The 13355-nt window shown below is 46.4% G+C and carries 9 protein-coding genes; 4 read left to right on the top strand and 5 right to left on the bottom strand.

Annotation, left to right across the window (positions count from 1 at the left end; translation table 11 throughout):
- The 4 genes from T494_RS14070 to T494_RS0111700 form a co-directional block, all read right to left on the bottom strand.
- Positions 1-3812, bottom strand: a 3812-nt coding sequence (locus T494_RS14070; protein ID WP_037344856.1) for a prealbumin-like fold domain-containing protein, incomplete at its 3' end; no start/stop codon positions are given.
- A 297-nt stretch (positions 3813-4109) separates the two neighbouring features.
- Entirely contained in the window at positions 4110-6299 is a 2190-nt protein-coding gene (locus T494_RS13170) for a DHHW family protein (RefSeq protein WP_051540412.1), read from the bottom strand.
- A 13-nt stretch (positions 6300-6312) separates the two neighbouring features.
- Positions 6313-7743: an MBOAT family O-acyltransferase gene (locus T494_RS0111695; protein ID WP_028506440.1), complete on the bottom strand. Its 1431-nt coding sequence runs from the start codon at positions 7741-7743 to the stop codon at positions 6313-6315.
- Between the two features lie 211 nt (positions 7744-7954).
- A complete protein-coding gene (locus T494_RS0111700) occupies positions 7955-8491 on the bottom strand; it encodes a hypothetical protein (RefSeq protein WP_028506441.1) in 537 nt (178 codons plus the stop codon).
- A 204-nt stretch (positions 8492-8695) separates the two neighbouring features.
- Here T494_RS0111700 and T494_RS13175 point away from each other — a divergent pair, with 204 nt between their 5' ends.
- The 4 genes from T494_RS13175 (at position 8696) to nrdD (ending at position 12923) form a co-directional block, all read left to right on the top strand.
- Positions 8696-9889 carry a SpoIVB peptidase S55 domain-containing protein gene (locus tag T494_RS13175; RefSeq protein WP_155984123.1) on the top strand — a complete coding sequence of 398 codons (1194 nt, stop codon included), beginning with the start codon at positions 8696-8698 and terminating at the stop codon, positions 9887-9889.
- Between the two features lie 369 nt (positions 9890-10258).
- Positions 10259-11041, top strand: a complete 783-nt coding sequence (spo0A, locus tag T494_RS0111715) for a sporulation transcription factor Spo0A (protein ID WP_028506442.1) — start codon at positions 10259-10261, stop codon at positions 11039-11041.
- Between the two features lie 174 nt (positions 11042-11215).
- Positions 11216-12385 carry a cation diffusion facilitator family transporter gene (locus tag T494_RS0111720; RefSeq protein ID WP_028506443.1) on the top strand — a complete coding sequence of 390 codons (1170 nt, stop codon included), beginning with the start codon at positions 11216-11218 and terminating at the stop codon, positions 12383-12385.
- Positions 12386-12620: 235 nt separating this feature from the next.
- Positions 12621-12923 carry an anaerobic ribonucleoside-triphosphate reductase gene (gene nrdD / locus T494_RS13180; protein WP_051540416.1) on the top strand — a complete coding sequence of 101 codons (303 nt, stop codon included), beginning with the start codon at positions 12621-12623 and terminating at the stop codon, positions 12921-12923.
- A gap of 196 nt (positions 12924-13119) precedes the next feature.
- On the opposite strand, the gene T494_RS0111730 is transcribed toward nrdD, so the two are convergent.
- A partial coding sequence (locus T494_RS0111730) for an IS3 family transposase (protein ID WP_028506307.1) occupies positions 13120-13355 on the bottom strand: 236 nt, incomplete at its 5' end.

Consider the following 13355-nt stretch of genomic DNA (forward strand, 5'->3'; position numbering starts at 1 on the left):
ATCTTATCAGCCTTGGTACCGTCGTACTTGTAAACTGTAAGAGTTGCGCCTGCAAGCTCTTCCTGACCTGTGATATCCTTCTTATTGAACTTCACAGGTGTCTTCTTTGCAGCGTCACAGATAGTAAGCTCAGCATCACGTGTGCCTACATTCTTTGCTACTGCAAATCCTGTTTCTGAGGAATTATCCGAATCAAAATCAGTCTTGCTGTTGTTTGATGTTACTGTGATATTTCCGTCCTCACCGATAGTGAACGCTACTTCTGTATTGAGTACATCATACTCACAGCCGTTTTCATCGGTTACCTTAGTGCCGGACTCCTTGAGGATATAGTCGCCCTTCTGGAGCTGTACATTCCACGCAGCATCCTTCTTAGACTCCCAAGAGTTATCGGTAAGTCCAGGGATAGCCGAACCGTCAGCCTTTGTGAGTGTCAGTGTAGCACCTTCAAGCTCTTCTTTGCCTGTAACGTCTTTCTTGTTGATCGTTACGACGGTCTTTGGCTTAATAGCGTCGCAAACGTGGAATGTTGTTCCATCAGCATATACGCCGCCATTCTCGCCAAGTTCGTCCTTGGAAGCCTTAGCCTCGGTTGCTGTTACTGTGCCGTTTAAAACGGTAAACTTAACTTCGCTTGGTATGATGTTATACTTTTCGCCATTTTCGTCAACAATATCAAGATCCTTGCCGCTGGTATCCTTTGCAGCCTCTTCGTGGATAGTATACTCGCCGTCCTCAAGGGCAACGGTAAACGCATCTGTTTTTGCATTTCCGGTTGTTATGATATCTGCACCCGGAACTGCACTTCCGGTACTGTCAGTGAGCCACAGACGAGCGTTCTTAATAGTATGCTCCCCTGTCACAGCCTGCTTGTCAACGGTGATGTTGGTGGTGTTTGCAGCATCGCACATAATAAAGTACGGCTCGTTTTTATCAGCCAACTTTGTAAGAACCAGACCACCGTTAGCCTTTTCGTCTTTGGTAAAGTTATCAACGCTTGCCTTTGCGCCGGTGCACTCAACTGTACCGTTTTGCTTGACTTCAAACTTGAACTCTGTGGTAATTACCTTATAGGTCTTACCGTTCTCAGAAGGTGCCCTACCGTCAACGGTTGCCTTCTCAACAAGCACATACTTGCCTGCTTCAAGCATAAAGGTTCCTTTGGAGCCTTCAACTGCCCGGGAGTCGTAATGAGCAACTTCAACTCTGTCCGCAGTATTTTCAGTATCTGTATAAACGGTAAGTGTTGCGCCTGCAACTGCTTTCTGACCTGTAATATCAGTCTTGCTGATGTGGACAGGATACGTAACAGGTCCGCCAGCCTGTGCATCGCTTATAGTAATAGTATTGTTTGTTTTGGTATATTTAATAGTACCGTTATCCTCGGTGACGTCCTTTGGTTCTTTTACAACCTTACCACTTGCTACCACAAAGTTGGTTTCAGATGTTACAACCTTATATTTCTTTCCGTCAGTCTTGGAAGTAAATTCATCTCCGGTTTCACGGAATGTGTAATTACCGTTGCTGAGTTTGATATTCTTAGCTGTGCCGGAGGAAGTCCATGTGATTCCTATGGTCTTACCGCCTTCGATAACAGCTTCAACGCCTTGCTCCTTATTGAGCTCAACCATATAATCCCAGTCGCCCTGAGGTCTCTCAGCGTCGATTATCTGAATAGTTGCGCCCTCGATCTCTTTATTATTTGTAATGGAAGTTTTGGAGATAACGAAATCTGCCGGAACAGGCTCCTTGTAATCGCCTACGTCGTCATATGGGAAGTGCCACTCACCGTCACTCTTCTGGAAATAGCCTGCTGTAGCCATCCAACCGGTTGTGGTTCCCTTCATTACGGTTTCAGAATTAGGGTTCTTAACTATAAACAGTCCTGCGGTTCCTCCAACCTCAACGTCAGTTGCCTTGTTGAAATTGAAAACAACATTACGCATTACATATTCGTTTATCCAATTGTTGAAATCAGAATCCCATTTTTGACTTTCACCTGTATGACCAGCGTAAAAACCATCGTCAGTCTTAGGTTCAGGTCCAACATTCCAAACACCGTCAACAAGAGTTCTGATGTAGAACTGACCGACCTTAACCTTGTCTGCATTTTTGAAGTTGAACACTATGTTCTGTCCTTTGGCAAGGCTCATGTGCAGTTTCGGCATCTCACCCTTATCGTTGAGCATGCTGTCAGCGTCAACGTAAATAGTTGTATTCTCAGGGTAATGAGTGGTGTCAATAGAATATGAACTTTCGCCCTTTACAGGGATATAATTTGCCTCTTGCTTTGCAAGTACATCGGACATAAACTGTATATGGCTTATTGCCGGTCCAACTACCTTGTTCTTGATATCATCAGCTGACATCTCATGTCTTTCAACATACTCCATGCCGTCTGCTGTTATATCGACCTTATCGCCATAAGGAGAGAAGAGCTTTGCACCATATCCCTCAGGGTGCTGTGTCACCTGATTTATTTTTTCAAAGCGAATATACGGAGTGTCTACCTCGGTATACTTTGTCTTGTCGGTTGCATCAAATGTAACGAGCTTACCAACATAAATAGAACCGCCGGTAGGCTTGGAAAGGTCAGGTCTGAATTCAGCCTGCTTATAAACATTGGCAGCAAAGTTTGTCTGCATATGGTTTATCTGCTCAAATCTGTCAGCTGTTATACCAAACACTCTTGCAGGACCAAGTATTTCACTATATGTATAGTTGTCAGGATCAGAAACAGTTCCCAGAGTCGCAATAGCATAATATTTAGGCTTTGCGATCTCCGCCTCATCCTTTGATTTATCGGTACTTAAAAATTCCTGTCCAAGTACCATATCGCCAACTTTATACTCAGTTGCCTTACCGCCCAAAATGTCTTTAATGCCTGTAGCCTTTTCAGCCTGGAAAAGCCTTACTTTGTAATTTGGCTCATTACCGGTAAATTTCTCAGTGGAATGATCTCCGTTTTCCTGATACCAGTCCTGCTTTTCGCCAGCCTGGATAGCTACAGTAGCAGTCATTTTGCCCTCTCCGTCTGTAACCAGAGGAGCATAACCAATCGTCTTGGCAGGTGCACCGACATGCTCTACCTCTACAACTGCATAAACATGATCGTCAGCAGTAACGGTAGTCGGCTTACCAAAGTTAACCGTTACATAAAGCTCGGGGTTCCTCTTGTCAAGAATGCTGGTATAGCTGTCACCGGAAACCGTTGCAGGTTCCCAGACATAACCGTCAAACTGGTCAGAAGATATCTCGTTATAAGCCTGATAATTCCAACCGGCAGGACGCTGACCCTGAGGAGCTATAAGGTTAGTTGGCTCAACGCCTTTTGTAGCGTAAGGATTAACGCCGTTGTTGCCTTCTACTCTATACTGAAATACACGATAGATGAAAGCGTATGCATTTTTGTCATATGGTTCTGGAGCTTGGTCCCTGTCAAACTCACTAGCATAATTGTCAGACTTCTTGTAGAACTTTTCAAAAGTCACCGTGTCCTCAGCCTTGTTTGCAAGGTCAATCTCCTTGCAATCCCACGCAACAATCTTGTCGACATTATCCTTCTTGACGGAAATGCCTGCGTCCTCTTTGTTCACAAGGGCGCCCAGCACATAATACTTTGTGCCGGAAACATGATTGGCATACTTTTCGAGATTGCCGTCATTCATTACCTTGACGGTAACAGACGGATCGCCTTCTGCCGCGCTTGCGAAAAGATCTTCAAAGACCTTGTCGCTGAAGCAGATCGACAGAGCCATTGCAGTCGCTACGAAGCCGCTGAGCAATCGCTTGAACAATGATCTCTTTTTCATAATTCGCCTCTCCTTTTCACAAAAAATTTGTCATAATTCCATATTCTTACACCCTCAAAGTGACAATTACCGAGTGTAATAATATCTTAACTAATTATACAATATAGGACGAAAACTGTCAACAATTTATTCATAGGTATATTTCACGAATATGCGCCATTTTCTTTGTGCAAAAAGATAGTATAAGTAAAGTCGGTTTAACAAAAACAACAGCCGTTCCAAACTGCATTGGAAGGCTGTTGCGTAAAAGTCGTGAAATTAATTCACATATAGTTCAATTTTCTCAATCGTTTTCGATTACTGGACACGGATATTGTTGATATAATTTATACCTGCATCGGAGCAGATAAGGGAGATCGCTCCTGCGAAAAGAAGGTCTGTACAGCCCACTTTGCGGCAGAAATCCACGCCGTTTATATCAAAATATCTGTAATCGCAGACATAGATCTTTGAGAAGCTGTTGGTGAGGAATGGTATCATTGCGTTTCCATAGCTGTTTTTGAACACCACCAGCACACGATTGTTCGTGCATGGGGTCTTTATCTCCACGATCTCGGAGTCCTGACCCAAGAAGGACAGATAGCAGTTGCTTCCCTCCATGCCGTCATAGAACAGTCCGCTCTTATCGGTGCCGTAAGGCTCAAACTTGTTTGAAAAGCTTGTATCGTAGTAGGTGCAGGACACCTGGTCGATATTTTTCGGCTTGAAGTAGGTAAAGGTATCGGGATTGTTCTTGATCCCCTGGTCATAGTTGGAATAGGTATAGAAAGTACCCAGGAAGCCCTCCTTGGTCAGCTTTGTATACTCGTCTATGCTTGGGTAATCCACCTGTGCAGCCTCGGCAAACGCCTGTGTGCCGTAGTAAGCTCCCAGAGGCAGCCAGTGGTGGTCGGTACGGGCATAGATGTCCTCGTTCATATGCTTTGCAAGGTTATTGACGCAGTTTATGCCCACCACGCCTTTAAGGTTGCCGTTGATGTTCTTGATGTTCTCGTTCTGATCGCTGCCCTGATCTTTCATATTGCTGGGCAGATAGAATGCGCTGGACAAAGGACAAGGCATGGAATACACATTGACGCTGTCCCCAAGATCCGCCTTCCACTTATTGAGCGCCTCGGCAAAGCGTTTTCCCATTTCAAAGTTCACGTAGGAAACAGACAAACCTCTTGTCTCTTTTCCGCTGCCGTAGACGATAATATTACCCAGCATTTTGCCTTCGTTGGTGTTTTCCGGGATCTTCACCACTTCGTCCTTGTTGGTATTGGACTTCTGGCTGCTGCTGTCGGCGGCGGAGCTGCTGTCCTTTTTGGATTCAGGTGCAGCGGTGGTGGTGGCGGGAGCGGTATTTATGCTGACTTTCGTGGTAGTAACGGCATTTTCGTCAAACTTTTCCTGCTCTACTTTTTTGAGTGTGCCGTTTATCTTAACGTCGCCGATATTGAATCCGAACAGGTTGGTAAAGCCTGCGCTGACGTTTTTAAATCTTTCTCTTCCGGGAATGGTATCGGTAAAGTAGGTGGTTATGCCGTTAGTAAATTCTCCGCTGAACAGGGATGAAATAGAAAACTTAGGGAACTCTGCCAGCTTACGCTTCTCCGATTCGCTCTCCTTTTCACGCTTACCCAGAATGGTAAGCACAAGAAGTATTGCGGCAATAACAAATATTGCTCCCAGACATATAGAGGCGTTAAAGAACTCCAGGTCCTTTTGTGCCCTTGCCACAGCCAGAGGCACCGGCTTTTCAACGGGATCCCGTGGACTATCCTTGTCCGCAGGCTTTGTCAGTGAGGCTGCTGCCGGTCTTTTTAAAGGCGATGCAGAGGCTCTGCGTGCAGAGGCTGCTGCTTTTGCACGGTTTTCCTCCCTTTCGGACGCAGGGACCATGGTAGGTCTTTTTCTGCTGCTCCTTTCGGGGGTATGTCTGTAAAGCGGCTCGCCCTCTTCATCAAAAAACCTTTCACTGCGCAGTTTATGAACAGGCGGTGTCTGTGGCTTTGCCCGGGCAGGTCTTGTTCTTTGCGCCTGCTCTGACCTTTGTCTGCTCACATGGGTGTCCACAGCGGCGTTTGCCTTTGGCTTGCGGCTGAGATTCCTGCGCTGGTCGGGGAGCTTTCGCTCCACGGAATAGTCGTTGATAAAAGGCATAATAACGTCGTCATAGTTTTTCGGTGTGCTTTCAAACGCCATCTTCTCGCTGCGTGAATCGCTTATCACAGGGTTGGAGATAAAAGCTGCATAGTAAGGATCGTCGTCCGAGGCAGGTTTTGCCTGTTTCGGTTCCTCCCTTTTTGGCTCGGGGGCTTTTTTAGCGGGAGTTTCCGGCTCATCGTCGTCTATCCAGATGCTTTTTTCGGGTTTTAAAAGAGGCTCGTCCGTCCAGATAGATGTGCTCAGAGCCTTTCTTTTAGCCTTTATCTGCTCCACCATCTTATCATATTCGTCCTTATGGGGGCTTTCATACCCTCCTGTAGGTCTGTTATTATCCATAAATTACCACCTGTCAGAATTTGAAATAAAGGAACGGATTGTTTGTTGTATTCACAAGCATCATGCTGCTTATGAACAGTATGCCCAGATTCAGTGCTATGCCTGCCATACCCACGGCTTTTGTCCAGCCTGCGGATACGCACAGGGATTTTTTGAGCTTGGGGATAATAGGAGTGCAAAGCAGCGCAGCTGCGAAAAACAGCCAGATATTCTGTGTAAACAGGCTGTTGGTGGAAAGGTCGGTAAAGCCTCCCGGAGCAAAGCCGAAGATAGATTTAAAAAACCTTCCCAGGCTCTTGAAGTCCTCAAAATAGAAGATACCCCAGCCTATGGAAACCAGAACTATGGCATAAAGATGCTGGATAAAGGGCTTTGTATTTTCAAGCCATTTTCCGATGAGCAGCTTTTCGATAAGCAGCAGCACACCGAAATATGCGCCCCAAATCATGAAGTTCCAGCTTGCGCCGTGCCAGAAACCTGTAAGTGACCAGACTATCATGATATTTATGCACTGTCTGGTCTTGCCCTTTCTGTTGCCGCCCAGGGGGATATAAACGTAATCTCTGAACCATGTGGAAAGGGATATATGCCATCTTCTCCAGAACTCGGTGATAGACTTGCATATATAGGGGTAAACGAAGTTTTCGTCAAAATGGAAGCCGAATATGCGTCCCATTCCGATAGCCATATCCGAATAGCCGGAAAAGTCAAAGTAGTACCACATTGCGATGAGCACCGCACCGTACCAGTTGCCAAGGACGGTGGAAGATGCTGCTGCGGCATAGTCATCTGCGGCTTTTCCGAACAAAGCTGTAACGATAGAGCCCACGCTGTTGGCAAGGATCACCTTTTTGCCAAGTCCGAGTATTATCCTGGAGATACCCTCGGAAACGTCCTTCAGGGTGGTCTTTCTGTGGTCTATCTCATTGGCGATGGTTGAATATCTTACGATAGGTCCCGCAACCAGCTGAGGGAACAGGGAGATATACAGCAAAAGCTTTGGATACTCCTTCTGCACAGGCACCTTCTGACGGTACACGTCAATAACATAGGACAGTGTCTGGAACGTATAGAAGGAGATTCCTATCGGCAGTGTTATTTTCGGAACAGGCAGCGAAAGCCCGAACCAGTTATCTATGTTGCTCATGAAGAATCCGATATACTTGAACGCAAACAGCACGCCCAGATCCCAGACAGTGACCAGCGCCATAAACAGCTTTGCCTTTCCCGTGCCGGCATTTTTGTCTATTGCCAGCGCCGCAAAGTAGTTTATTACCGACGAGATCAGCAATATAAACACCCATTTGGGCTCGCCCCATGCGTAAAAGACAAGCGAGAACACCACAAGCACCAGGTTGCGGTATCTTATTTTCTTTGTGGCAAAATACAGGGCAAGGCAAAGGGGTAAAAAGAAATATACGAAAAACAGGTCCGCAAAAATCACTTTACAAAACTCCCTACCGGATCATTTATTATCCCTTGTTTTTATCTTGTCGGGAAAAGCCTTTGATACGCCTTTTCCGCCCACCGCAAAAGGCTTTGCCCATACACAGAAATTATACCATAATCTTTGTTTAAAGTCAATAGAAAAGTTAAAAAAACAGACAAAAAGTCCAAAAAAACTCCCCCATAATCGGTTGGGAGAGTTTCCGTCATCAATCTATAATGCTTTTTACAGGAGCAGATTCCTTTTCTATGCGCTTTTTACGTTTTTTGCCGGCTATACGCACCAGCGACAGCACCGCCAGCACCAGAAGTATAACGCTTGCTGCCGCCGCAGGATAAAACCGCAGTGCATACTCCTTATCCATATCCAGCAGGTCTGCGGACACCGCACGGTTGTCCAGTTCATGGCGTATGGTCCTTACGAACCAGCCTGCTGCTGCAAGGTAGGCTGCTGTGCCTGCGCAGTTCACCGCAAAGGCGATAATATACCTTCCCCACAAAGCCAGAGCTGCCGAGCACAGTATAACTGTGCCGCCAAGACCTATTGCTGCCGTTACCCATGCAGGGGGCGGAAAGTCGGAATACTGCCCCGAGAGGGTCGCCACCAGGGTGACGCTGCCCCAGAACACCACCGAATAAAGGCACACCACTGCCATAAGCAGACGCAGGGCATTGACCCAGATGGGTTCCCTGTGGGCTTTATTTGTTTTTTGGGATTTTTTTGATGTCTTGTCCGTTTTTGACATAATCGACCCTCACATATGGTTTAAACTGTTTTCAGGTAAGATTATACCATATTTTCCCCGGCAAATCAACCGCATAAAAAGTCAAAAGGAATTTAACGGAAGCAAAACCAAGTCAAATAATGTTTGTTTTTCCTTTTGCATTTTGAAAATGGGAAAGCAAACAATAAAAACGTTATCAAAAACGAAAGGAGCTTTAAATATATTATGTGCTGTTTTTTTAAAAAATTCGCTGCTTTTTTTGCGGCGGCAGCTTTTGCAGCTGTGGGACTGAGCGACTGTTTTCCTCAGGGGACAGTGCAAAGCCGTGACATGGGCAGCTGCGGGCTTTTCACCGTATCGGTAAAGCCCTGCGACAAGGATATGCCCGGCTCAGCGGCGGATCCGAAGCAGGATAAGAACACAGGACACATCTTCTTTTCATCCCTGCCTGTGACAGCTGCCGACAGCAGGTCGGTAAAACGCCCCATGCTTATTCCCTGCGGAGAAGCATTCGGTATAAAGATGATAACCGAAGGGGTGCTGGTGGTAGATCTTCAGCAGACTATGGGAAAGTGTGCTGCAAAGGACTGCGGCATTGAAAAGGGTGATGTGATACTGCGTGCAGGGGGCGAAAAGATAGGCTGCAGCGAGGACCTTGACCGTGTTATCAACAGATCGGGCAGCGGCGGCTGCGAGATAACCTACCGTCGTGACGGTAAGGAAAACACGGTGATGCTGTATCCCGATCTGATAGGGGGACAGTACCGTGCAGGTATGTGGGTAAGAGATTCGTCGGCAGGCATAGGGACAATGACCTTTTACGAGCAGTCCACAGGCTGCTTCGGAGGACTGGGGCACCCTATATGCGATGCGGATATAAAGACTCCCCTGCCTCTTTCAAAGGGCAGGACCGGAGAGATACGGCTGAACCAGCCGGTCAAGTCCAGAAAAGGCTCGCCCGGGTGGCTGACAGGTGATTTTGTAAACTCCTCGGGAACGGGAGTCATATATAAAAACTGCGAAAGCGGTGTTTTCGGGACACTTTACGCTCCGCCAAAAACTCAAAACCAGCCCATACCCTTGGGTTACAGCAGCGAGATAGAGGAAGGGGAAGCGGAAATCTACACCAGCATCAGCAATGAAGGAGCAAAAAAATACAAGGTGCGTATAAGCAATATTTCAAGGGGCGAAAAGGATGAGAAGGACTTTGATATAGAGGTCACCGACAGCAGTCTTATCCAAAGCGTGGGAGGCATACTTCAGGGAATGAGCGGCTCTCCGGTGATACAGAACGGGCGGCTCGTGGGGGCTGTTACCCACGTTCTTGTGGACAAGCCCACCTGCGGTTACGGCATTTTCGCCGAAAGGATGTACAACGAGCTTTCAGACCTGCCTAAGTCCTTGGGAGACGCAGCTTAAAGGCTGTCCGCCGGGAGCTGTGGTTTTTCGTGGTTCGGCGGCACATGGCACCTGTAAACAGGTTATACGGCGGTTTTCTGCCCTTTGCGGCAAAGCCTGCGGGAAATGTGCTTTTTATGTCAGGATATGACAATGTCGAGGTATGTATTTTCGGAGCGAATTATTGTATATAGAAATATTATGTATCAATTCATTGTGCATTATGCTGTAAATTGTCGCAATTTTACTGACGATTTATCCAAAAATCTATTGCATTTGAAATTTAATTGTGATATGCTTTAAACGTGGAAAACACATAAAGTTCTGAAAAGAACGAAAAAATACAATAAACTGCCGCTGTGGCTGCGGCAGTACATAGGAGGACTTATTATGACAGGCAAGATCAAGATACTTATAGGGGACGATTCGGCGCAGTATGGGGTTTTCTGCGCATCATCCCTGCGCTCGGTGGGCTTTTTTGTCATCACCAGACAGAAAGACGGAATGGTGATCTACGACGCTATCAAAAACGAACAGCCGGATGTGGTCATCATTGATGCGGTGATGCCCGGGCTGGACGGGATAGAGCTTATCAAGAAAATAATGGCTTCAAGCTACAAAAAGCCAATGTTCATTGTCACCAGCGCATACGAGAACGCATTTATCGAAAACCAGGTAATGAGCGCAGGGGCTTCCTATTTCATGCTCAAGCCATTTGACGTTAAAATGCTGGGAGACAGGATAAAATCCATGCTGGATATTGACACGGATATAAGCTCGGACAATATCCGCTCTCAGAAAAGATCCAGTCCGAATCTGGAGATAATCGTAACGGATATTATCCACCAGATAGGCGTTCCTGCCCACATAAAGGGGTATCATTATCTGCGTGAGGCAATAATGGCATCGGTGAACGACAAAGAGATGCTGGAAAGCGTTACAAAGCTTCTGTATCCGGCGGTGGCAAAAAAGTTTTCCACCACTCCCTCAAGGGTGGAGAGAGCCATTCGTCACGCTATCGAGATCGCCTGGGACAGAGGCGATGTGGACACCCTCAACAGCTTTTTCGGCTACACTATAAATGTGGGCAAGGGCAAGCCCACAAACAGCGAATTCATCGCACTTATCACAGACAAGATATGTCTGAAATACAAGTCGCTTGTGGCTTGCTGACAACACGCTCCCCCTAATATTTTTACCTTGGTGCGCACCCCGGCGGAAAATATCCCCACGGTGCGCACCGCTTGCTTGTGGGGCTTTTCGGTCTTTGGTGATTGACAATCGGTCAAATGCGTGATATTATGATTCTTAAACCTGCGCTATATCTTTTTACAAGGCGGTATAGTTATGACATCACTTCTCATACATATATTCATCAGACAGCCCGCAGACCTCAAGGATCCTTCTGTGCGCACAAGATGCGGTTATCTCGGCTCTTGGGCAGGCATAACACTCAACCTGCTTTTGTTTATCGGAAAGTTTCTGGCAGGTCTTTTGTCAGGGGCTATCTCGGTCACGGCTGACGCATTCAACAACCTTTCGGACGCAGGCTCGTCGGTAATGTCCCTGGTGGGGTTCCGCATAGCTGCTCAGCCTGCCGACAAGGAGCACCCATACGGTCATGGCAGAATGGAGTACGTTTCGGGGCTGGTAATATCCTTTGTTATTATGCTTATGGGTTTTGAGCTTGCCCAGACATCGGCGGAAAAAATATTCCGTCCTAAGGACATTCGCTTTTCATATCTGACCCTGGGGATACTTATCGCTTCGGTGCTTGTCAAGCTCTGGATGGCGCTTTTTTACCGCAAGCTCGGGAAAATGATAGACTCCACTTCCCTGCGGGCGGCTTCGGCAGACTCTCTTTCCGACTGCGCTTCCACAGCTGCGGTAATTGCCGCAATGCTTATCTTAAAGCTCACAGGAATGAACATCGACGGATATATCGGTGCGGCGGTAGCAGTTTTCATTATCATAAGCGGCATACGGACCTTTAAAGAAAGCCTTACGCCCATTCTCGGAGCAAGACCTGACAAGGAGCTTATGGGGCGGATCAAGCAAAGCGTCATGAGCTTTGATGGTATTCTTGGGGTGCACGACATTCTCATGCACGATTACGGCGTGGGCAACCTTATGGTCTCTCTGCACGCAGAGATACCTGCTCAGATGAGCCTGACAGACGCTCACAGGCTTATCGACAGCATCGAAGAAAAGATAAGCGCAGATCACGGCTGTACGGTAACCATACACATGGATCCGGTGGAGTCGGAAGATCCGGAAACAGCACGGCTGCTGGACATCATCCGGGACTGTTTGAAAAAGCAGGATGAGGCGCTGTCGCTGCACGATTTCAGAGTAGTGGACCATACAGACAGGACGGAGCTGGTATTTGACGTTGTGGTACCCTTCGGGACAAAGATAACCAGGCAGGAGCTTTCACAGAGTCTGGACAAAGCGGTGAAGGAGATAGACCGGCGGTACGTATGCAAAATAACCATAGACACAGATTATGAGCAGTAAATACACAAAAAAATGTATCATCGCCTTTCCGAGAAACAGGTAATGATACATTTTTTTGGACAATTAGAAAGTCCGCAAAAGCCCATAGCTATTGGTTTATGCTTAAAACGTCAAATTTTTTTGTTCATTTTTGTGCAACATTTATATCAAACTCTCTTGACAAACACCATATATTGTGTTATTATAGATTCACATTCACAAAATGTACCGAGATTTTGGAGAGAGGTTGTTAAAAATGGTTAATGTAAACGTTATCAATGGACAGCTTTCACAGGCAGAGATCAATGCATATATAAACAGAGCGCATGAACTCTACCCTGAGAAGGTCATTGAGTCTATTGATCTGAAGCTCGACGGCGACTTTGTAGATGTTGACTATCATTTTGCTGATGTTCCTTTCCAGAGGATCAGAAGGATCACCGGATACCTCGTTGGTACACTGGACAGATTCAACAACGCAAAGCGTGCAGAGGTTCAGGACAGAGTTAAGCACGGCGTGACAGATAACAGGATAACACAGAGTGTACGAGCAAGCTGATAATAAACGCAATAAAGCAGGACAGATCTCCGCCCTGCTTTTATTTTTGCTCTGTTTTTTAGCTCCGTGCAAAGCCGGATCTATAAGCGTAAACAAAAAAAAGACCGCCATGAAAATGAACTGACCCCAAAAAGTTAGACAAACTTTTTAAAGAAAAAATATGCAAAGCGACTAAGAGAGATCTTGGTCGCTTTTGTTATGCGGCATTGAGCCTGTATTCAACAGGTGACATACCATCAAGCTTAAGCTTGATGCGCTTTGTGTTGTACCACTCTATGTAAGCGTGAAGCTCGGATATGAAGTGTTCTATTGATGTGAATTCTTGTAAATACAGCAATTCTGTCTTGAGTAATCCGAAGAAGTTTTCTGCACAGGCATTATCAAGACAGTTGCCTTTTCGTGACATACTCTGTCTTATGCCTTTATCTTTGA

It is taken from the genome of Ruminococcus sp. FC2018 (assembly GCF_000621805.1).
Taxonomy (GTDB): Bacteria; Bacillota; Clostridia; order Oscillospirales; family Ruminococcaceae; genus Hominimerdicola.